This is a genomic window from Sagittula sp. MA-2 (assembly GCF_030126985.1).
Classification (GTDB): domain Bacteria; phylum Pseudomonadota; class Alphaproteobacteria; order Rhodobacterales; family Rhodobacteraceae; genus Sagittula.
In genome coordinates, this window is the sequence record NZ_CP126145.1 from 1,402,970 (window position 1) to 1,424,106 (window position 21,137).

A 21,137-nucleotide genomic window follows, 5' to 3' on the forward strand; every position below is an offset into this window, starting at 1 on the left:
GCCCCAATCCTGCCACATTTGCCGCCGGAGGCAAGGTCAGAGATTACCGAATGGTTAAAGCCATGGCGCCCGTGGGCGGAGGATCGCCCGGGTGCGCGTCAGGCGGTCTGCCAGTGGCGCACGCGCTTGTCCATGACGCGGCGCCAGAGCGGCGGCACCAGCGCAAGGACCGCCATGACGGGCAGCGAATGCGGTAGGATCGGCATGGCGGCACGGTCCAGTTCCAGCCCGGGGTAATGCCGCGACGGATGCGCGTGGTGGTCGGAGTGACGCGGCGCGTTCAGCATCAGCGCCGACGAAAAGCCCTGTGGCGCGTTCCAGCTGTGGGCGGGGCCGACGGGTTCGTACTTGCCCGGCGCCACCTCCTTGCGGCGCAGGCCGTAGTGCTGGACGTAATCCGACAGCAGCAGTTGCGCCTGCGCGTAGGCCGCGAGCCCGAGCAGCACCAGAACGCCCGGCAGCCCCGCAACGGCCCCGGCGATCACCAGCGACAAAACCGCGCCAAGGCCATAGGCCGCATAGGGGTGCGACAGACCCCGGCGACCCAGCCGCCGCTCTGCCCGGAAGCCTTCGACCAGTGCGCCGCGCCAGGCCCGCATGGCGAAGCGCCAATACCCTTCGCCCATGGGGGCTGAGTTGGGATCCTTCGGCGTGGCGGCATGGACGTGGTGCACGCGGGTGTGCGCAGAGGCATGGAACCCGAACAACACCGAGGAGTAGACCGCAACGCCCAACCGCCGCATGGCGCGGGGGGAGCGGTGGATCAGCTCGTGCGCGTTCGAGTTCGACACTTGGCCGAGGAACAGACCCAGCGCCGCGAACAGGCAGACCTTGTCCAAGACGGACATGGCGCCTTCTGCTACGCCCCAGACGCCACCGTACAGCAGCGGAAAGTGCAGCAGGCCAAGCGTCACCGACAGCGCATCCCCCACCGGGAACTCCGCCTCCGGCCGGTCCGGCGCGGCTAGGGCCGTCAGCTTGTCCATGAAGAAGGTGAAGACGGTGATGTAGAGCAAGGCCAGCACCGGGAAGGGCGAACCGAGAACCATGGCCAGCGCCAGAAGCGCCACCATGCCCAGCGTCGCGAGTGTGAATCGTGCCATCATTGCCCCCGGAACGCTGCCCGATACCATTGGATGTCTTACCTCTATCGGAACTTTCCGTCACCCATCAGGCAAAAGACGGGGCATTTCGCGGCGGAGCCATGCCCCAGGGCGTCGTTTTTCATCTGCGCCCGGGACGTGGCTGACGGTAAGCTGCGCCAACACGAATACGGGGAGGTGCGTCAATGGCACTCGACGAGCGCAAGGGCGTATGGAAATCGGGCAAGGGACGGGGACGCCGGACCCCTAAGGGTCGCCAGGTAGAGGACAAGGCCTGGGCCGAGGTGCGCGACCTTCTGGGCGACCGTCCGCGCCGCCGAGACCTGCTGATCGAGTTCCTGCATCTGATCCAGGATGAATACCGCTGCCTGTCGGCTGCACACCTGCGCGCGCTGGCCGAGGAAATGCGCCTGTCCATGGCCGAGGTCTACGAGGTCGCTACCTTCTACGCCCATTTCGACGTGGTGAAGGAAGGGGAGACGCCGCCGCCCGCACTGACGATCCGCGTCTGCGATTCGCTGTCCTGCGAACTGGCCGGGGCGGAACAGCTGCGCGCCGCGCTGGAAAACGGCATGGACCCGGATCAGGTCCGCGTGCTGCGCGCTCCTTGCATGGGCCGCTGCGACACCGCCCCGGTGCTGGAACTGGGGCACAACCATATCGGCCACGCCACGGTGGAGAAGGTGGAGGCGGCCATCGCAGCCGGCGAAACCCACGCCCATGTCGACCCCTACGAGACGCTTGCCGCCTACCTCGAAGAGGGCGGCTACAGCGAACTCAAGGCGCTGCGTGCCGAAGGCGACTGGGAAGAGGTGCAGGAAAAGATCCTGTCCTCCGGGCTGCGCGGGCTGGGCGGCGCGGGTTTCCCCTCGGGCCGCAAATGGGGTTTCGTGCGCGCCAATCCCGGGCCGCGCTACCTTGCGGTCAACGGCGACGAGGGTGAGCCGGGCACCTTCAAGGATCGCGTGTACATCGAGGGCGAACCCCATGTTTTCCTTGAGGGAATGCTGATCGCCGCCTGGGCGGTGGAGGCCGAGCGCTGCTTCATATATATGCGCGACGAATACCCGGGCATCATCGAGATCCTGCGCCGCGAGATCCGTGCGCTGGAAGAGGCCGGGATCGTCGAGAAGGACTACATCGACCTGCGTCGCGGCGCCGGCGCCTACATCTGCGGCGAAGAAAGCGCGATGATCGAGTCGATCGAGGGCAAGCGCGGCATCCCGCGCCATCGTCCGCCCTACGTGGCGCAGGTGGGCGTCTTCGACCGCCCGACGCTCGTCCACAACGTCGAGACGCTCTACTGGGTGTCGAAGGTCTGCCGCGAGGGGTCGCACATCCTGTCGATGGTGGAAAAGAACGGCCGGAAGGGGCTGCGTTCCTATTCTGTGTCGGGCCGCGTGAAGTCGCCGGGCGTGCACCTTCTGCCTGCGGGGTCGACGATCATGGATGTCATCAAGGCGGCGGACGGGATGCTCGACGGGCATACGTTCAAGGCCTACCAGCCGGGCGGCCCGTCGTCGGGACTGCTGCCCGCGTCGATGAACGACATCCCGCTGGACTTCGACACGCTCCAGCCGCACGGCAGCTTCATCGGTTCGGCGGCGGTCGTGGTGCTCTCCGACAAGGACTCCGCCCGCGACGCCGCGCTCAATATGTTGCAGTTCTTCGAGGACGAAAGCTGCGGCCAGTGCACCCCGTGCCGCGTGGGATGCGAAAAGGCGGTCAAGCTGATGATGGCGGAGAAGTGGGACCAGCCGCTGCTCGAAGAGCTGTGCCAGGCGATGGCGGATGCCTCGATCTGCGGGCTGGGGCAGGCGGCACCGAACCCGATCCGCCTGACGATCCAGCACTTCGCGGACGAGATCTGAAGGGCCAGGGCGGGACTGTCCCGCCCTGCTTCTTGGTTCAGTTCGGCCGGACCCGGACCCGGACGCTTGCGCGTGGCTTGGCGGACCGCGCCGGGACTGTAACCACACGGCGGCTTGGCCGCGCGCCCTGCGTACCTGCCAGGGTCAGCAGCGCCACGGCGCCGAACAGGACATAGATCATTCGCCTCTCCTTTGTTCTGCTACGGCCCATTGTGACACGGACCAGCGGCATAAACCTTGATCCTGAGCAAGTTGCGTGCATGTCAGACGTCCGGGGGAATGTTCGAAAAGAGCGGCGCCGGGCGCGGTTTTAGGGCCTTGATGCGGAATATTGGCCTGAAAAGTGAAAGAGCAGGCGCTTTATTCACAGCTTCAGTCGTTGCGATAGACCGCGCAGATGCAGCCGCTGCGTTTGAGCTTGCTGCACATGTTCCAAGCGGCATCGCGGCTGTCCCGGCCGAAGCGGGCCATGTAATATCCGCCGCGCGGGCTGGCTCGGCTTTTCGACCAGATGAGAAACGGTTCTTCCGTGCCGAACACCGACCGGCATCGCCGGGTGGTGCTGCGGAACTTGGCCAGCGCGGCCTTCTCCGACACGCCGAAGGCGACCTGCACGCCCCAGTCGGGCACCACGGGCCCCGAGGGTTCCTGTTCCGGGTAGGCGGTCAGCCGTCGCTTGCGGCCCAGCTCGTGGCAGGCCTCGCGGAAGGGCAGATCGTCGTCCAGCGCGAAGTCCGGCTCCACCGGTGGGGCATCGCGCCACGTCTCGGCCTTCAGGCCGGTGATGATCTTCACGTAGTCGATGGTTTCCTTTGCAAGGCCGCCGGTCCGGGCCACAAGCCCGTCGGCGCGACGTTCGCCGCCGTTGTAGGCCACCGCCGCAAGCCCGTGGTTGCCATAGCGCCGCGACAGCTCTCCCAGGTATTCCGCCGAGTATTCCAGCGCCTCCGCCGGATTGTAGGGGTCACGCAGCCCGCGCAACCTGGCGGTGGAAGCGATGAACTGGGCGATCCCCATCGCATCGGCGTGTGACAGGGCGTTGGGGTCGAACCGGCTTTCCTGCCAGATCAGGCGGGCGAAGAAGTGAGGGTCGATTCCGGCATCGTTGGCGAAGGCCTCCAGCGCCTGGCAGGTGTCGTACACGAAATGCGAGGGGCGGATGCACTGTACCTGCCCGAAGGCCCCAGAGGAGCACAGGCTGCCCGGCTCGTCGGGCCGGGCCTGAAGTGACGCCGGTATGAGGAGAAGCAGGAACAGGAACACGCGCATGGGTGCAGTAAGGGGGGACCGGGATGGATGGTCAACTCACACTTTCATTAAGCGGCCCGGCGTATTAGGTGTGACTGATCCAGAAGGTACGGGGCCCCGCACATGTCGTTTTTCGGAAAGCTGAAAAACCGTCTGTTCAAGACGTCCTCCAAGCTCGACGAAGGGCTCGACGCCATCGTCGAGGAGGGCAGCGAAGAGACAGCTGCCGACGACGCATCTGCCGACGCACCGGCGCCCGAAGCGCCGATGTCGGTGATGGAGCCGATGCCGCTGCCGGAAGAGACGGAGCCGCAGGGAACGCGCCGGCCCGGCCTGCTGGGGCGCCTCATCGGCCAGCCCGAGGACACGGAGCCGCGCCGCGTTCTGGACGATGACATGCTCGAAAGCCTCGAAGAGCTGCTGATCGCCTCTGACATGGGGGTCGATACGGCGCTGCGCGTGACTTCGAACATCGCCGAGGGGCGCATGGGCCGCCGTGTTTCGGCCCGCGAGATCAAGGAACTGCTGGCCGAGGAGATCGCGCGCGTGATGGAAAGCGTCGCGCGTCCCCTGTCGCTGTATCCCAAGAAGCCGCAGGTCGTGCTGGTGGTCGGCGTGAACGGATCGGGCAAGACGACGACGATCGGCAAGCTCGCCAGCCAGTTCAAGGCGGCCGGGAAATCGGTGGTCATCGCTGCCGGCGACACCTTCCGGGCGGCGGCGGTCGAGCAGCTGCAGGTCTGGGGCGAGCGTGCGGGCGTGCCCGTGCTGACGGCGCCCGAAGGCTCCGACCCCGCCAGCCTCGCCTTCGACGCGATGGGCAAGGCGCAGGCCGAGGGGGCGGACCTCTTGATGATAGACACGGCGGGGCGGCTGCAGAACCGCGCCGACCTGATGGAGGAGCTGGCGAAGATTGTCCGCGTCATCCGCAAGAAGGACCCCGACGCGCCGCACAACACGCTGCTGGTGCTGGATGCCACGACCGGCCAGAACGCCCTGATCCAGGTCGAGGCGTTCCGGCAGCTGGCGGATGTGACCGGCCTCGTGATGACAAAGCTCGACGGTACGGCGAAGGGCGGTGTGCTGGTGGCGCTGGCCGACAAGTTCGGTCTGCCGATCCACGCCATCGGGGTGGGGGAGCAGATCGACGACCTGGCCCCCTTCGACCCCGAGGAATTCGCGGCGGCCCTGACCGGGCTGGAGCCCTGAGTTCAGGCGTCGTTGTTCGTCCCGATCAACTTCTCCACCTGACCCAGCACGAACAGCACCACAACGACGATCCCCGTCGCCATGGAGGCCAGCGCGATGCTGCCCGCCCCGCAGCCGAGGCCGATGGCACCGCACAGCCAGAGCGACGCGCCCGTGGTCAGGTTCTGCACCTGCCCGCCGCTGGTGAAGATCACGCCCGCCGCCAGGAAGGCGACACCGGCGGTGACCGCCTCGATCATCCGCAGCGGGTCGTGACGCTGTTCGCCTGTATTGCCGAACTCGATGGACGACAGCTCCTGCCCGACGAGCACGAAGAGGCAGGCGGCGACCGCGACGAGGATATGCGTCCTGAGACCGGCGGGTTTGCCTTGCAACTCCCGCTCCAATCCGACAATTGCTGACAGGACCACCGCCACCAGCAAGCGTGTGAACGCGAGCGATGCGGGGACGACAGAGAAGCTGGACCCAAGTTCGCCAGCGACCTGTTCAAACATGCGGAACCTCCGGGTGTTACAAGAACGTCATAACCTCCAACCGCCCGACAAGGCGCCGGGTTCCGAGAACGAGTGTCGATGAGCGACTGGCTGATTTCCCTTGAGGGCACGGAGGCGGGGCACACCCTTGCGCTCTGGCTGGCGGTTCTGGCCGCGTTCCTGCACGCGGCTTTCGGCGCGCTTCAGAAGGGGCGCCACGATCCGTGGCTGTCGCGCGGCGCCATCGACGGAAGTTACGGCCTGATCGCGGCGCCCTTCGCGCTGTTCGTCGTGCCGTGGCCCGAGCCGCATATGTGGCCGATCTTTGCCGGCGCCTTCGTCATCCACGCGTTCTACAAGGTGCTGCAGGCCCTGGCCTACACGCGCGGCGCCTACACGGTGGTCTATCCGGTGGTGCGCGGCACCGGCCCGCTGTTCGCCGTCATCGGCGCGTCGCTGGTCTTTGGCGAACGCTTTGCGCCGATGCAGTGGATGGGTGTCGCTGTGCTGCTGTGCGGGATCTTCGGGCTTGCCGTCTACAACCTGATCTTCCTTGAGGTCGACCGGGACACGCTGCCTGCCGCCCTGGGGTTCGGCGTGGCGACCGGCCTGTTCGTGGCGCTTTACACAACCTATGACGCCTACGGCATCCGCGCCACGGCGGACCCGTTCACCTTCCTCGCGTGGTTCTTCTTCATCGACGGCTGGCTCATGCCCGGCATCGCCGCAGTGCGCTGGCGGTCGATGGCGGTGAAGCCGGAGCTTCCGCCCCTGATGGTCCGGGGCGTGATCGGCGCGTTTGTCGCCTTCTTCAGCTTCGGCTCCATCATGCTGGCGACGCGGCTCGACAAGGTGGGCGAAGCGGCGGTGCTGCGCGAAACCTCTACCGTCTTCGCGGCGGTCATCGGCTGGCTGGTGCTGCGCGAAACGGTGGGCCCCCGGCGCATCGCTCTCATGACCTTGATCGCGGCGGGTGCGGTGATCGTTGAGTTGGGCGGCTGAAGCCACTATCTGGGGACAAAAGGGAGCCTCACATGACCGACCAAGCCGGGCCGCGCCCGATCAACCCGATGCTGAAAAGCGCGCTGGAGTTCGGGCCGCTGCTTGCCTTCTTCGCGGCCTACCTTGCGCTGAAGGACCGGATCTTCACCATCGGCGGGACGGAGTACGAGGGCTTCATCGTGGTCACTGCCGGGTTCATCCCGGTCTTCCTGATCGCCACCGGCCTGTTGTGGAAGCTGACCGGGCACCTCAGCCGGATGCAGCTTGTGACGGCGGTGCTGATCGTGATCTTCGGCGGCCTGTCGGTCTGGCTGAACGACGACCGGTTCTTCAAGATGAAGCCGACGCTGATCTACCTGCTGTTCGGCACGGCACTGGGGATCGGGCTTCTGCGCGGCGAAAGCTGGCTGCGCGCGGTGATGGAGGGGCTGATGCCGCTCCGGCAGGAAGGGTGGATGATCCTGACGCGCCGCGTGATGCTGATGTTCTTCGGGCTGGCGGTCCTGAACGAAGTCATCTGGCGCACCATGTCGACGGAGACATGGGTCTATTTCAAGACCTTCGGTCTGACCGCGGCGGTCTTTGCCTTCTTCATGACCCAAGGCAGCCTGTTCAAGACTTACGCCATCGAGGATGAGGCCGAGGCCGACAAACCGGCGGAGTGAGCGTTCCGGGCCGGGTCGTGTCAGCACACCCGGCAGGTCGGATCCCCCAGCAGGACGATGGATCGCCAGTCGTCGGCAATCAGCTTCGCGGCAAGGATGTCGCCAAGCTGGCTTTCGTCGCGGTTGGCCAGAAGGCGCTGCTCCGCGATGTCGCGGCTGTTGCGGAAGGACGCACCCGTCGCGCGCACCCGGTCCAGCGCCATGCCGATGGGCTGGCCGGTGAACAACCCCGTATGAAAGCATTCGAGGATCGAGGTCGTCACGTACTGCCCGGTCTTCCGGTTCTTCAGGGACCAGTCGAATGTCGGCTCCACGTGGCCGACGAAGGCGCGCAGCGGTTTTGACGCGCCCAGCAGGGCGCGCGGCAAGGGCGCTGTCGTTTCCCCACATCCGGCCACGGCCCGCACGATCCGGTCGGCGGCGGTCCCGGCCTTCAGCACGCCGTCATAGGCGGTGCGCGCCGAGCTTCCGGCAGAACAGCAGGCCTGCGCGAACCAGATCGCGCCCGATGGCGCGGCGGTCCCGCTCAGAAGCGCAGGGTCAAGGCGGCGCAGGTCGGCGTCGATCAGCAGGCCGAGGTTCCGCCGCATCAGGTCGACGTCATCCAGCGGCGCTGTGTCTCCGTGGCTGGTCGACACGATGAGGGAGGGATGCCTTTCTTCTATGGCGGCGGCCAGTGCGGCTTGGGTGGCCTGAGGCCCGCGCACCACCCGCGCGCCCGCGACGAGTTCGGGCACCGGGTCGGTGGCAAAGCGGTCGTGGATCGGGTCGCCGATGGTCTTGCGCATCAGGGTGGTGATGTCCCCGCCGCCGTGATCGACCGTCCAGGACAGCGTGTTCGCCTTCATCACGGGACTGCCCTGCCAGTCGGACAGCAACGCGTCGACGTAGTGACCCAGTCCGGTATCATCGAGGTCGAGGCGGCCCGTGAAGTAGGTCAGGTGCAGGTCATACTGCACGTCCCAAGGGATCTGCGCCGGGCTGCCGACGATCAGCAGGTAGCGCGGGATATGGCCGGGTGCCATGCCGATGCGCCCGGCGTGAATGTCGATGTCCATGGCCGAGCCGTCCGGCGCATAGCGGCGCAGGGTGCCCGGCTGCCAGCCTTGGCCGACCCGGAAGACCGGCGCATCGCCGCGGCGCGCCACCAGTTCACGGATCGGGGCAGGGGCGTCCATGGCGGTGGCCAGTTCGGCGCGCGTCAGTTCGCGGTTCTCCGGCAGGATCACGCCCCAGCCGACCTTCGGGTCCTGCCATCGGTCCTGCGGGACGGGGGCGGCGGGCAGCCGGCGGCTCTGCCCGGCGAAGGGCAGGCCCAGCAGGTGGCGTTTCAGATCGGGATCGACCGCGCCGGTGTTGTCGCCGCCGGTCCATGCGTTCAGTTGCAGCGTGTCGGGCAGGGTCATGGCGGGCGGTCTCCGTGGCGGCTCAGGCCTCGTCGAGGGCCGTGTCCTCGGCCGGGCGGGCACGGGCACTCAGTTGCGCTTCCAGCTCTGCGATGCGCGCCCGGATCTCGCGCACGGCATCGTCCGGCAGCATGTCGCCGCGTGTGTCGAGCATGTCGGCCAGAACCTCGCGTTCGCCGATGGCTTCCTCGCGGGCGAGAAGAGTGGCTTCGTCGTCGTCGGGTGCGGCGCCTGCGGGGGCCGCGCCGCCGCCGATGACCCTGATCCTCAGCGGGCCGCTGCGGAGTGTCATGACCGGAAAGGTCCAGTCGCGGATGCGGGCGGCCGCCAGCATCGGCGGCAGCGGAGGATTGGCAAGGATGGCGCAGCACGCTTCGGAGAAACAGGCGCCAAGGTCCAGTTCTCCGCCGCCCTGCGCAATGGAGTGACCCAGCGCCTTCAGCGCCCGTTCATGGAAGGCGCCGCCGAAGGCATGGGCGTATTCCGCAAGCATCGGCCCGCGCATCCCCACCACCACCGGGATACCCGATTGCACCAGATCCTCGCACAGGCTGGCGGTTTCGGGCGTGCCCAGCCCGCCGTCCTCCGCATCGGCCACATCGGCCAGCGAACAGGCGTTCAGGACCACGAGCCATGCCTTGGCCGAAAGCGCGCGCAGGAGGTCGCCCCGCATCAGCCACGTGGGTTGCGTGCCGCCGTAGTTGACCGAGCCGTCCTCGATCTCCAGCACGGATTGGGCACCGGCATAGCCGTGGCAGAACAGGTGGGCGACATGCGGACCGAACCGCTCGATCCGCGCCACGAGGGCGTCGGCGCCATGCGGTATGGTCTCGGCCCGGATCTGCGGGTCGCCGATGGCGTTGATCTCGTCCTCGAGGTCCTGCCGCGAGGCGAGGATCAGCGCCCGTATCTTCACCGTGCCGTCGAGCGACCGAAGCGCCTTGTGAAGTCTGGCCCATTCTCCCTGACCGTCGTCACCGCGCGCACCGATCACGGCGAGGAAGCGCAGAGTGTCGGTGTGGGCGATCTGCAGGTCGGGGGTGGTTTCCGTCTCGACCTCGCGCAGGATCGGGATGCGGCGATCGAAGCAGAGGAAACCGGCCTGCGTCTCGCGCAGCGCCTCCCAAGGCAGGGCCTTGGCATCGCCCGCGAGGTCGGAGAAGGTCAGCCGCAGCGCCCCGTCCGTGGCGCCGTTGTTCAGGATCGGGCGGAACGCCTCTTCGGTGTTGCGGTGGACGGACAGGCAGGTCCAGAGCGCATCGCCCGCCGCGCGCACCACGTCGTCGTCGGGTCCGGCGGCGTCGAAGGCGTCGAATACCGCCTTGTGCGCCGCGATCTGCAGCGGCGGGCGGGGGGCGTCGCGCAGGGCGACGCCCGGCGCCTCAATGTGGAACTGGGTGTATTCGGTCATGTCATGGCCGATGGCGCGGTCGAACCGGATACGGGTGACGCTCATCGGCCCGTCCCCCCGCCAAAGTCGCCGCCGGTCAGTTTCGAGACGAACTCCAGCGCGCGGAGGGCCCCCTGATCGCGCGCCTCCTGCGTGCGGGACTTGGGCCGTGCGCTGCCGATCTGGTCGAGCGTGCGCTGAAGATCGGCGGGGAGCGCCAAGGCGCTGTCTGAGGTTTGCGTCTCGGGCGAGGCCGTGGAGAGGTCTTCGGGCATCCCGAATGGCGCTGGAAGTCCGGTGCCACGGGTGTTTCCGGAGGGCTGCGCGGAGGGCCTTAAGGTGGCGGTGCGCACGCCCCGGGTGATTGTCTGGAAGGAGGCGACGGGTTCGGCGGCGGAAATGGCCTTTGGATGGACGGAGAACACGAGCCCCGGCGCCGGGTCCGGGTAGAACGGCTCTCCGGCCAGGGCGTGGAGGGCGGCGGCAAGCTGGTGGTCGCGATGGCGGAGGTTCAGCAGGACGGGGCCGGGACGCCGCCACGACATCTCGTTCAGCAGAAGCCTCAGGCCGGTGGACCATTGCGGGCCGCCAAGGGCGGTCAGGGTGACAAGCTGCGCGCCGATGCTGTCGCAGAACCGTGCCAATTCCTGCGCGCCGACAAAGCGGGACCATTGCGCGTCGCGGTCGAACAGCGGGCTTTCCGGCAGCGCCAGCGCGCCATGCGGGTTGCTGGCGTAGCCGGGGCAGAGGAAATGGACGGCATGCGCGCCTTCGGGGCCAAGCGCGTCGGCCATCCATGTCAGCCACGGATTGCTCACCTCGCCGGACTGGGGGATGGTCCGGGCGCGCGCCGGTGCATCCGCCGCATCGGGAAGGGCCGCGCGGAGAAAGCGGAAATGCGGGTAGGATTCGCCCAGACGGTCAAGGTCGCGCACCGGGTAGGGCACCATGTCGTCGCCATGGAACAGCACGATGTCGCGGTTCTCGAACACCGGCAGGCTGTCCAGCAGGTCCAGAAGCGCGTCGCCCCAATCCTCGATCCCCTTGGCCCGGGGCGTGGCACCGCAGATCGCGATGGGCCGGTCTGAAGCCGGTGTGTAACCCGGACGGACGAAGTTCGGCACCCGCAGGATCGCCCGTCCGCAGGTGTCGGAAAACACCTCTTCCCAGGGGTAGACGCCAAGCGTCTCCGCGCCGTAGGCGAGTTGAATCCAGAGCGCCTCCGGCCCGTCGGCCTGATCGCCCAGCCATTCGAACATCGCTTTCAGCGCATCGGGCACCTTCGGTCTGAAACCGTTCTGCCTTTCCCGAGCCGTGGCCGGAAACCCGAGGTCGGTCAGCGGCACACGTAGCGGTTCAGCCAGCGCCTCCTCGCCGCGGAAGGGTTCGGCAGCCAGCAGCGCCCCGCTCCGCGACATCTCGACCGTGCAGCGGACCGCGAGCAGATGTTCGGAGGAGCGGACGAGGGTGGCCATGGGATCCTTTCAGCGCAGGTTCTGGAGCATCGCCCAGAAGGTGTAGGGGTTGGTGACGTCGGAATGCCCGGTGATGCGCCCGTCGCCGTTCAGGTCGATCACCGCGTGGCCAGAGAGGTCGGGATAGGTGATGCCACGGTCGGGCAGGGTGATTTCCAGCAGCTCGCCCGGCGCAAGTTCGTGCGGACCGTAGCCGCCCATCGCCGCGAACTGGCTGACGCCGGAGGCGAACTGCATCTCGCCCAGGTCACTGCGCCGGCGCACGGCCAGGTGGAAGACATGCCGGAGCGGGATATCGTTCTTTGACCGGGTCGTCAGCACCGGTTTGCGGCACCGTTCCAGCACCTTGCGGAACCCGCCGGGCCGCCCCTCCACGTCTGGAGAGAAGGCGAGGTGGTTCACCGCCGGCTGGAGAAGCAGCACGGATTCCACCGCGCGTGGCGCCTGCACCCGGCTGAGCGCGGTCATCGTCACCTTCGCGCCGTAAGAATGGCCGACCAGGTGAAGGCGGGTGCCGGTCTCGCCCAAGAGGCGTTGCAACAGCGTCGCCACGCCATTGGCGCCCACGATCCCGCCGCGGTCCTTCATCTTCAGGACTGTGGCCATCCTCAGCGCCTTGCGCAGGCCGAAGACGCCGGAGAGCGGGCCGCCGGCAGCCTGCGGGTCATGGGTGGGCGTGTCGTCGATTGTGCCGCCGCTGTCGAAGCCGCCGCCTTCGTCCTCCGGACCCTCGGCCAGGATACCGGCGGACCGGAAGGTGTGTTCGAGGTCGCGCGCGGTGAACTGTGCCGCGGTCTCCGTCTCGTCCTCGTCGGGATGGGCGAACTGCGGGGCGAGCAGTTCCGACAGCCGCGCAAGCTCGGGACCGGAGAGGGTCTCCTTCCCGGTCAGGAAAGCGGTCAGGGCCTCTGCTTCCTCCGGGTCCATGTCCTCGCGCAAGAGCTCCGCATCGGCGCTTTCCTCGCCCGGTTCGGGTGTTCCGGCGGCAAGGTCGGGCGTCTCTTCCCACGGCCAGAGCAACGCCGCGCTGGGCCAGGACACGCCGAGGAACAGGGGGCTGATGCCGCCGGGCAGGATGTCGCCCCGCTGGTCGGCCATGGCGCAGACACCTTCCATGAAGGCGCGGTAGAGGCGCATGGCATCGTCCCAGTCGTTGTTCCAGCCGTGGCTGAACAGGATCGTGTCGGTGTAGCCGCCGTCGCGGATCAGGCGCAGGACCGCGTCGCGCGTCGCCGGAGAGGTGCAGACCCCGGCCTTGTCGTAAGTGATGGCGTGGAAGGGAACCGTCTGCCCGAGAAAGCCGGTGTGGGTGAAAACGGGGGCATCTGGGGAACCGGGCATACGCGCGCTCCTGAATATTCGTAAATAAAAATACACCGTCATGGTAAACGCTGGCGCACATCTGTCAATCTGGGCGCGCATTCCCGGCAAGGTCCTTGCGCCTTCAGCGGCCGACGCGGTCGATCTTTGTCGAGAGGTGGATCAGGCTTTCGGAGCTGCGGACGCCCTTGGCCTCAACGATCTTGTCGAGGCTGATGTCCAGCGCCTCCGTCGTGGCGGCGGTCAGGCTGACGAGGAAGTCGAAACGGCCGGAGGTGGTGTGCACCGTCTCGACCTCCGGCATGGCCTTCAGGCGCGACAGCACGGCGGCGGCTTCGTTCGGTTCCAGCGAGATCAGAACCGTGGCGCGCAGCGGCGGCCGCAGGCCGGGACCGCGCCGCAGGGTGAAGCCGGCAATGGCGCCGCTGGCGACCAGCCGGTCGATGCGCGCCTGCACGGTGGTCCGGGCCAGATCCAGCCGGCGGGCCAGTTCCGCCACCGGGGCGCGGGCATTCTCGGCCAGCGCGGCGATCAGTTTGCGGTCTGTTTCGTCGATCTGCATGTCATCCTCGTCAATCTGACGAAGAGAATGGCACATTCTGTCCGTCCTGCCGATATGAATCGCAGGGACGCCGGGGCATTTTCGGGGAACGCGAGCAGGAGACATGAACACATGGTTGTACAGGACACCTTCTACAGTGACCCGGCGAAATGGCTGGCCCGGGAATTGCCGGACGAGCCGGTCTTTTTCTACGATCCGGAACGGCTGACCCGCATGGCGCGCCGTTTCATCGACGGTTTCCCCGGAGAAGTGACCTATGCCGTCAAGGCGAACCCCGACCCGGTGGTGATCGAGGCGCTGTCCCGCGCCGGGCTGCAAGCCTTCGACGTCGCCTCGCCCGAGGAGATGGCGCTGGTGCGCGACGTGGATCCCACGGCACGGCTGCACTACCACAACCCCGTCCGCTCCCGCGCCGAAGTTGCGGCGGCGCGCGACTTCGGCGTCGTGTCGTGGTCGGTGGACCGGATGAGCGAACTGGACAAGCTGGGCGACATCGAGGGCGCGGAGATCGCCGTGCGGCTGAAGCTGCCGGTGGCCGGTGCCGTCTATGACTTCGGGACGAAGTTCGGCGCGGCGCCGGAGAAGGCCGTGGCGCTCCTGCGGGCGGTGAAGGCGAAGGGCGGCGTGCCCTCGATGACCTTCCACCCCGGCACCCAGTGCCGCGACGCGCAGGCCTGGGTGGCCTATATCGCGGCCTCGGCCGAGATCGCGGTAGAGGCGGGCGTGACCCTGCACCGGCTGAACGTCGGCGGCGGCTTCCCCGCGCACCGCAACGACCCGGAGCCGGACCTGGAGGTGATCTTCGACGCGATCCGCGACGCCGTGCGCGCGTCCTTCGGCGAGAAGGTCCCCGCTCTGGTCTGCGAGCCGGGCCGCGCCATGGTGGCCGAAGCGTTCGAACTGGCCCTGCAGGTCAAGGCGGTCTGCGACGGTGCGGTCTTCCTGAACGACGGCATCTACGGCGGCCTGTCGGAGTGGCGCGACCTTTCGCCGTCACAGCGGCTGACGGCCTATTCGCAGGACGGCAAGCGGCGTCAGGGCGAAACCGTGGCCAACACCGTCTTCGGGCCGACCTGCGACAGCCTCGACCGGCTGTCCGACCAAGTGGCGCTGCCCGAGGATCTGGCGGAAGGCGACTACCTGCTGTTCCATGCCTGCGGTGCCTATTCCACCGCCCTCGTGACCCGTTTCAACGGTTACGGTGCACGGAAAATCGTCACGCTCCTGCGCTGACCGGGCTGCTCTGGACACTTGGCCCGTAAAGGCTAAGGTCCGGGGCAAATCCGGAAGCGTGAGGGAGTGTGTCCATGGAGAAGTTCGGCAAGAGCCAGCCGGTCAAACGGGTCGAGGACACGCGGTTCCTGACAGGCCAGGGGCGCTACGTCGACGACATCGTGCCGGAGGGTGCGCTCAGGGCCTATTTCCTGCGCTCTCCCGTGGCGCATGCTGTGCTGAAGGGGATCGACGTCTCTGCCGCGCTGGAGGCGCCGGGCGTCCATGCCGTTATTACCCAAGCTGACCTGGAAGAGGCCGGTCTCGACGCGCAGATGACCTACACCTGCGCACCCAACCGCGACGGCACGCAGGGCGCCGCGCCCAAGCGTCCGCTCATGGCCAAAGACCGGCTGCGCTTCGTCGGTGAGGCGGTGGCGATGATCGTCGCCGACACGCTGGAGCAGGCGAAGGACGCCGCCGAGCTGGTGGAGATCGACTACGACGAACTGCCCGCCCACATGGAGATCGGCGCAGGGGGAGAGGCCCTGCATCCGGAGGCGCCGGACAACCGGGCCTATGACTACGGTCTGGGCGACGAGGCGGCCACCAACGCGGCCTTCGAGACAGCGGCCAAGGTCGTGTCGCTCGAGGTCGGGGACAACCGGATCATTGTCAACTCCATGGAGCCGCGCGGCGCCTTTGCCGAGTGGGACGGCGACCGCATGCACCTGGCCTTTGGCGGGCAGGGCGTCTGGGGGATGAAGAAGGAACTGGCGCGCGCCTACAAGGTCGAAGCCGAGAAGGTCCGCACCACCAACCCCGACGTCGGTGGCGGCTTCGGCATGAAGGGCATGGCCTACCCCGAGTACTTCGTGCTGCCCCATGCCGCGAAGGTGCTGGGCCGTCCGGTGCACTGGATGTCCGACCGGACGGAGGCGATGCTCTCCGACAATGCGGGCCGGGACCTCGTGACGCTGGCAGAGCTGGCCTTCGACGGGGACAACCGCATCGTCGCCTACCGCTCCCACACCCGGTCGAACCTTGGCGCCTACAATTCCCAGTTCGGCCAGATGATCCAGTCGTTCCTGTATTCCCGTGTCCTGACGGGCGTTTACGACATGCAGACGGTCTATCAGCGGGCAGAGGGCTTCTACACCAACACCACGCAGGTGGACGCCTATCGCGGCGCGGGCCGGCCGGAGGCGATCTACGTGCTGGAGCGTGTGATGGACCGTGCCGCACGCGAGCTGGGCGTCGATCCCATGGAGTTGCGCCGGATCAACTTCATTAGGCCGGACCAGTTTCCCTACACCACCGTGGCCGGGGAAATGTACGACGTGGGTGAATTCGCCCGCGTGCTTGGCCATGCCGAAGCTTCGGCGGACGTCGCTGGCTTTGCCGCCCGGCGCAAGGCCAGCGCCGCGGAGGGGAAGCTGCGCGGGTTGGGGGTTTGTTATTACATCGAGTCTATCCTCGGGCAGCCGCATGAGGATGTGAAAGTGGAATTTGTCGGTGACGGTGCGCTGATCTACGTCGGGACCCAGTCGAACGGGCAGGGGCACGAGACGGTGTTCCGCCAGTTCCTTGCCGACCAGACCGGCATCCCGGCGGAAAAGATCGAGGTGATCCAAGGCGATAGCGACCGGATCGCGTCGGGCGGCGGCACTGGCGGATCGCGGTCCGTCACGACGCAGACCAACGTGACGCTGCAGGCCGTGGCGCAGATGGTCGAGGGGTTCTCGGCCTTCCTTGCAGGCGAAATGGGCGTCGCGGCGGAGGATGTGACCTTCGACGACGAACGCTTCCGCGCCGACGGGTCGAACCTGACGCCCACGATGCTGGAGGTGGCGCAGATGGCGCGGGATGCGGGCCGCGAGGACCTGCTGGTCTGGCAGACCACGGCGAAGCTGCCGGGCCGGTCCTATCCCAACGGCTGCCACGTCGCAGAGGTGGAGATCGACCCGGAGACGGGCCTTGTCGTCTGCGACCGCTACACGGTGGTCGACGATTTTGGCAACCTGATCAACCCGATGCTGGCCGAGGGGCAGGTGCATGGCGGGGTGGCGCAGGGGCTGGGTCAGGCGCTGACCGAACACGTGGTCTACGACGAAAACGGGCAGCTGCTCACGGCAACGTTCATGGACTACGCGATGCCGCGTGCCGATCTCATACCCATGATCGGGTTCGAGACGGAGCCGGTGCCCTCGACGGCCAACCCGATGGGGATGAAGGGCTGCGGCGAGGCGGGGACCGTTGGCGCGCTGGCGGCCGTGTCGAACGCGGTGCAGGATGCGGTGTGGGAACGCGGAATCAGACAAGTGGACATGCCTTTCACGCCGATGCGCGTCTGGGCGATGCTGGAGAATGACCGGATCGCGGCTGAGTGACGGAACGGGCAGACGGGGCGGGCGTTCAGCCTCTGCCCCGGCGCCCTGTGTCCGGACCGTCCCCATGCATCCTGGCGAGGGAGGCCGGACATGATCGGCACGCAGATCGCCAACACCGTTCTGGGCTGGGTCCGCAAGCGGTTTGCCACCGGCCACACGCCCTATGAACCGCGGCGGGGGCCGCGCGATCACATCATCATCCTCGACGGCACGGCCTCCACCCTCGAGCCGGGGATGGAGAGCAATGCGGGCCTGACCTACAAGCTTTTGAAGGAGGTCGGGCGGACCTCTCTGTACTACGAGGCGGGTATCCAGTGGGAGGCCTGGATGTCGACCTGGGACGTGGTCTCGGGCCGGGGCATCAACCGGCAGATCCGCCGCGCCTATGGCTACCTCGCATCGCGCTACCGGGTGGGCGACCGCATCTTCCTGCTGGGGTTTTCGCGCGGGGCCTATGCCGCGCGGTCGCTGGCGGGGATCATCGACCGGGTCGGCCTGCTGAGGCCGGACTTTGCGACGGAGCGGAACATCACCCAAGCCTACAGGCTCTATCAGTACGCGCCCGACAGCGACACGGCGGAGGATTTTGCGCGCCTCTACTGCCATGACGTGACGCTGGTGGAGATGGTCGGCGTCTGGGACACGGTGAAGGCGCTGGGCCTGCAACTGCCGCTTCTGTGGCGGATGACGGATGCGACCCACGCCTTTCACAACCACGCGCTGGGCAATTCGGTGCGGCACGGGTTCCACGCGCTGGCGCTGGACGAGACGCGGGAGACGTTCAGCCCGGTGATGTGGGAACGCCCTCCGGACTGGCGCGGCGTGATGGAGCAGGTCTGGTTCCGCGGCACCCATGGCGACGTGGGCGGCCAGATCGGCAGTTTCACGGCGGCGCGGCCCCTGGCGAACATCCCGCTGGTCTGGATGCTGGAGCGGCTGGAGGGCTGCGCCGTGGCGCTGCCGCCGGGCTGGCGGGACAGGTTCCCCTGCGACGTGGATGCGCCCTCGGTCGGGACGTGGCAGGGCTTTGGCAAGCTGTTCCTGAACCGGCGACGCCGGGTGCTGGGGCGGGACCCGTCGGAGCGGTTGCACGAAAGCATCGATGTGCCATTTCCCGCGGGCGCGCCCGCGGAGTAAGGTTTTTCGCCGAGGTCAAGCGAAAAGGCTCACATTTTATTTACTGCCCTTTAACCTGTGTCTTTTGCGCCTATCTCTTTGTCAGGATCGCGGGACCGGAACTCCCGCGAGACCTTCACTGTCCCTCGTTCCGTGACTTGCGCCCGGGAAATTATCCCGGGCGCTTTTTCTTTGCCTGAAGGCTGCGTACGGTGGCTGTCATGAAATATGACGACTCATTCCTGAAGGATGTGCTGACCCGCACCAGGACGGTGGCGGTGGTCGGCGTGTCGATGAACCCGGTCCGGCCCAGCTACTACGTGGCGCGCTACCTTTCGCTGAAGGGCTACAAGGTGATCCCGGTCAATCCCGGGCACGCCGGGAAAAAGCTGTTCGGTCAGGAGGTTAGGGGCGCTCTTTCGGAGTGTCCGGAAGAGGTCGACATGGTCGATGTCTTCCGCCGGTCGGAGCATGTGCCGCCGATCGTCGAGGAGGCGCTGGACGTGTTCCCGGCGCTGAAGACGGTGTGGATGCAGATCGGCGTGGAAAGCCCGGAGGCCGCGGAAATGGCGCAGGCCAAGGGTGTGGACGTGGTGATGAACCGCTGCCCCAAGATCGAATACCAGCGCCTTTTCGGGGAGTTGCGCATGGGCGGTTTCAACACCGGGATCATTTCCTCGAAGCTTTGAGTACGGGGCCGGCGCTGTTTGCGCAGGCGCAAAGGCGCCCCGCCCACCGTCCCGTCAACACCCCGTTCTGACCGCGCGCGTGGTGGTTTCCGGTGCGGCCGTTGGCCAGATGTGGTGGCGGATTCGCCCTGACCAGACCCGCGTTTGCCGGTTCTTAACCGAGGTTGACACCCTGTAAGGGGTGAACCGGCCGTTTCGACCCCTCGAACCGGCCGGTTGGTAACCTTTTGGCCGGGAGGGGCGGAAAACGTGGTTAACGCGCGGCTGTGTCGCAGGGCGGACGACGCGACCCGAAAGCCGCATGCCCACGAGGGTCGGAAGGCGAGGTCAGCCGCGAGACGCCTTTTCCGCGAGACCCGATTGGGTCTGGCGGGCGGCCAGCACCTCCATCACTTGTGCCACGGTGACGCCACGGGCGTGCAACATGACGAGCAGGTGGAAGAGCACATCGGCGGCCTCTGACGCGAGCTTTTCGGGGTCGTTCTTCACCGCTTCGATGATCGCCTCGACGGCTTCCTCGCCGAACTTCTCGGCGCATTTCTCCGGGCCCTTGGCCAGCAGCTTGGCGGTCCAGGATTCGTCCGGGGACGCCTTGGCGCGGGTGGCGATGATGGTTTCGAGCTCTTCCAGGGTCATGCGAGGTCCTTCCGGAGGCGTTCGGTGCGAAAGAGAGGTCGCCGTCAGAGGCGGCTGTCGTGCTTCAGGATCAGGTCGATCAGCGTCCAGAACTGCGGCTCCATCGGGGTGCCTTCGATCTGGGAGCGGTTCAGCGGGGTGAAGACCGGGCGGGCCTCCGCATCTTCGGCGGGGGACCAGTCGAGCAGGAGCGGCCCGTCGCCGGTGATGCCGATGCGCACCCCCCAGCGTTCGCGGGGGCCTGCGGATTGCGACCAGTCGCCGATGTAGAGCCGGCAGAGCGGGCGGTGGTTGGGCGCGTCGAGCGTCACGCCGACGGAGTACCAGCCGACGGAGCGTTCGCCGACCTCGAGGTAGCCGTTGACCACGGTGGTTGGCTTTCCGCAGCAGTTGCAGGCGGTGTGCTCTGTCTCGCCCTCGCGGAGCGTGACGTCCGAGCCGTCGGAGATCATAGGCGTACGGGGATCCCGGCGGCGGCCATGTGGGCCTTGGCCTCCTGGATCGTGAAGGTGCCGAAGTGGAAGATCGACGCGGCGAGCACGGCGGAAGCGTGGCCTTCGGTCACGCCCTCGACGAGGTGGTCGAGCGTGCCGACACCGCCGGAGGCGATCACCGGGATGTCCACGGCGTCGGCGATGGCGCGGGTCATCGGCAGGTTGAAGCCCGCCTTCGTGCCGTCGCGGTCCATGGAGGTCAGCAGGATTTCCCCGGCGCCTTTCGCGGCGATCATGGTGGCGAATTCCACGGCGTCGATGCCGGTGGGTTTGCGGCCGCCGTGGGTAAACAGCTCCCACTTGCCGGGGGATACGGTCTTGGCGTCGATCGCGCAGACGATGCACTGGCTGCCGAACTGGTCGGCGGCCTCCGCCACGACGTCGGGATTGGCGACGGCGGCGGAGTTGAAGCTCACCTTGTCCGCGCCCGCGAGCAGGAGGGCGCGGACGTCACCAACGGTGCGGACGCCGCCGCCGACGGTGAGGGGGATGAAGCACTGTTCGGCCGTGCGTGTCACGACGTCGAACATGGTGCCCCGGTTCTCATGGGTTGCATGAATGTCGAGGAAGCAGATCTCGTCCGCGCCGGCAGCGTCATAGGCACGGGCGCTTTCCACCGGGTCGCCTGCGTCGACGAGGTCGACGAAGTTGACGCCCTTGACCACGCGGCCGTCGGCCACGTCGAGGCAGGGAATGATGCGCGTCTTCAACATGCTTCGGGGGTTAGCGCGAAAACTTCATGTTGGGAAGGGGCTGCGGAGATCGTCGTGAACAGCCGGGCGCGGGCGCGGTTTTTCTGCCAGATCGCGTGCTTCGGGCACATGAAACCGGCAACGAAAAGCGCCGCCTCCGGGGGGAGGCGGCGCGTCAAAGGCG

At 67.2% G+C, this 21,137-nt stretch carries 20 protein-coding genes; 8 read left to right on the forward strand and 12 right to left on the reverse strand.

The window, feature by feature from the left end:
• Nucleotides 1-98: 98 nt before the first annotated feature.
• Nucleotides 99-1,103, reverse strand: a complete 1,005-nt coding sequence (locus QNI11_RS07065) for an alkane 1-monooxygenase (RefSeq protein ID WP_283982876.1) — start codon at nucleotides 1,101-1,103, stop codon at nucleotides 99-101.
• A gap of 185 nt (nucleotides 1,104-1,288) precedes the next feature.
• Here QNI11_RS07065 and QNI11_RS07070 point away from each other — a divergent pair, with 185 nt between their 5' ends.
• Nucleotides 1,289-2,974 (forward strand): NAD(P)H-dependent oxidoreductase subunit E, encoded by a 1,686-nt coding sequence (locus tag QNI11_RS07070; RefSeq protein ID WP_100927202.1) that lies wholly within the window; start codon nucleotides 1,289-1,291, stop codon nucleotides 2,972-2,974.
• Nucleotides 2,975-3,011: 37 nt separating this feature from the next.
• Here QNI11_RS07070 and QNI11_RS07075 read toward each other — a convergent pair whose 3' ends face one another.
• Both QNI11_RS07075 and QNI11_RS07080 read right to left on the reverse strand, forming a co-directional pair.
• Nucleotides 3,012-3,155 carry a hypothetical protein gene (locus QNI11_RS07075; RefSeq protein WP_283982877.1) on the reverse strand — a complete coding sequence of 48 codons (144 nt, stop codon included), beginning with the start codon at nucleotides 3,153-3,155 and terminating at the stop codon, nucleotides 3,012-3,014.
• 191 nt (nucleotides 3,156-3,346) lie between these two features.
• A complete protein-coding gene (locus QNI11_RS07080; protein WP_283982878.1) occupies nucleotides 3,347-4,243 on the reverse strand; it encodes a lytic transglycosylase domain-containing protein in 897 nt (298 codons plus the stop codon).
• 102 nt (nucleotides 4,244-4,345) lie between these two features.
• On the opposite strand from QNI11_RS07080, the gene ftsY reads away from it, so the two are divergent.
• Nucleotides 4,346-5,431, forward strand: coding sequence for a signal recognition particle-docking protein FtsY (gene ftsY, locus QNI11_RS07085; RefSeq protein WP_283982879.1), 1,086 nt, complete (start codon nucleotides 4,346-4,348; stop codon nucleotides 5,429-5,431).
• Between the two features lie 2 nt (nucleotides 5,432-5,433).
• On the opposite strand, the gene QNI11_RS07090 is transcribed toward ftsY, so the two are convergent.
• Nucleotides 5,434-5,925 (reverse strand): MgtC/SapB family protein, encoded by a 492-nt coding sequence (locus QNI11_RS07090; protein ID WP_100927199.1) that lies wholly within the window; start codon nucleotides 5,923-5,925, stop codon nucleotides 5,434-5,436.
• Nucleotides 5,926-6,003: 78 nt separating this feature from the next.
• Between QNI11_RS07090 and QNI11_RS07095 the strand changes: the two genes are divergently transcribed.
• Together QNI11_RS07095 and QNI11_RS07100 are read left to right on the forward strand one after the other, a co-directional pair.
• A complete protein-coding gene (locus QNI11_RS07095; RefSeq protein ID WP_100927198.1) occupies nucleotides 6,004-6,906 on the forward strand; it encodes an EamA family transporter in 903 nt (300 codons plus the stop codon).
• Nucleotides 6,907-6,938: 32 nt separating this feature from the next.
• The gene (locus QNI11_RS07100; RefSeq protein ID WP_283982880.1) at nucleotides 6,939-7,571 is read left to right on the forward strand and encodes an inner membrane-spanning protein YciB; all 633 of its coding nucleotides are present in this window, start codon (nucleotides 6,939-6,941) and stop codon (nucleotides 7,569-7,571) included.
• 20 nt (nucleotides 7,572-7,591) lie between these two features.
• Here QNI11_RS07100 and QNI11_RS07105 read toward each other — a convergent pair whose 3' ends face one another.
• The 5 genes from QNI11_RS07105 to QNI11_RS07125 all read right to left on the reverse strand — a co-directional run bounded on the left by QNI11_RS07105 (nucleotide 7,592) and on the right by QNI11_RS07125 (nucleotide 13,724).
• Entirely contained in the window at nucleotides 7,592-8,977 is a 1,386-nt protein-coding gene (locus QNI11_RS07105) for a hypothetical protein (protein WP_283982881.1), read from the reverse strand.
• Between the two features lie 22 nt (nucleotides 8,978-8,999).
• Complete coding sequence (locus tag QNI11_RS07110; RefSeq protein ID WP_283982882.1) at nucleotides 9,000-10,433, reverse strand: CHAT domain-containing protein; 1,434 nt, start codon at nucleotides 10,431-10,433, stop codon at nucleotides 9,000-9,002.
• Nucleotides 10,430-11,842, reverse strand: coding sequence for a hypothetical protein (locus QNI11_RS07115; protein ID WP_283982883.1), 1,413 nt, complete (start codon nucleotides 11,840-11,842; stop codon nucleotides 10,430-10,432). The genes QNI11_RS07110 and QNI11_RS07115 overlap by 4 nt, the downstream gene beginning before the upstream one ends.
• 9 nt (nucleotides 11,843-11,851) lie before the next feature.
• Nucleotides 11,852-13,183, reverse strand: a complete 1,332-nt coding sequence (locus tag QNI11_RS07120; protein ID WP_283982884.1) for a hypothetical protein — start codon at nucleotides 13,181-13,183, stop codon at nucleotides 11,852-11,854.
• Nucleotides 13,184-13,286: 103 nt separating this feature from the next.
• Nucleotides 13,287-13,724, reverse strand: coding sequence for an Lrp/AsnC family transcriptional regulator (locus QNI11_RS07125; RefSeq protein WP_283982885.1), 438 nt, complete (start codon nucleotides 13,722-13,724; stop codon nucleotides 13,287-13,289).
• 111 nt (nucleotides 13,725-13,835) lie between these two features.
• Here QNI11_RS07125 and QNI11_RS07130 point away from each other — a divergent pair, with 111 nt between their 5' ends.
• From QNI11_RS07130 to QNI11_RS07145, 4 genes are all read left to right on the forward strand, one after another.
• Complete coding sequence (locus tag QNI11_RS07130; protein WP_283982886.1) at nucleotides 13,836-14,957, forward strand: type III PLP-dependent enzyme; 1,122 nt, start codon at nucleotides 13,836-13,838, stop codon at nucleotides 14,955-14,957.
• Between the two features lie 74 nt (nucleotides 14,958-15,031).
• Complete coding sequence (locus tag QNI11_RS07135) at nucleotides 15,032-17,326, forward strand: xanthine dehydrogenase family protein molybdopterin-binding subunit (RefSeq protein ID WP_283982887.1); 2,295 nt, start codon at nucleotides 15,032-15,034, stop codon at nucleotides 17,324-17,326.
• 90 nt (nucleotides 17,327-17,416) lie between these two features.
• Complete coding sequence (locus tag QNI11_RS07140) at nucleotides 17,417-18,463, forward strand: DUF2235 domain-containing protein (RefSeq protein WP_100927191.1); 1,047 nt, start codon at nucleotides 17,417-17,419, stop codon at nucleotides 18,461-18,463.
• 200 nt (nucleotides 18,464-18,663) lie between these two features.
• Nucleotides 18,664-19,131 (forward strand): CoA-binding protein, encoded by a 468-nt coding sequence (locus QNI11_RS07145; protein ID WP_283982888.1) that lies wholly within the window; start codon nucleotides 18,664-18,666, stop codon nucleotides 19,129-19,131.
• A gap of 327 nt (nucleotides 19,132-19,458) precedes the next feature.
• On the opposite strand, the gene QNI11_RS07150 is transcribed toward QNI11_RS07145, so the two are convergent.
• The 3 genes from QNI11_RS07150 to hisF are packed head-to-tail and all read right to left on the reverse strand — an operon-like array spanning nucleotide 19,459 to nucleotide 20,974.
• Nucleotides 19,459-19,767, reverse strand: coding sequence for a phosphoribosyl-ATP diphosphatase (locus QNI11_RS07150; protein ID WP_100927190.1), 309 nt, complete (start codon nucleotides 19,765-19,767; stop codon nucleotides 19,459-19,461).
• A gap of 44 nt (nucleotides 19,768-19,811) precedes the next feature.
• On the reverse strand, nucleotides 19,812-20,219 hold the full coding sequence (locus tag QNI11_RS07155) for a hypothetical protein (RefSeq protein ID WP_283982889.1): 408 nt from the start codon (nucleotides 20,217-20,219) through the stop codon (nucleotides 19,812-19,814).
• Nucleotides 20,216-20,974, reverse strand: coding sequence for an imidazole glycerol phosphate synthase subunit HisF (gene hisF, locus QNI11_RS07160; RefSeq protein ID WP_100927188.1), 759 nt, complete (start codon nucleotides 20,972-20,974; stop codon nucleotides 20,216-20,218). The genes QNI11_RS07155 and hisF overlap by 4 nt, the downstream gene beginning before the upstream one ends.
• Nucleotides 20,975-21,137: the final 163 nt, after the last annotated feature.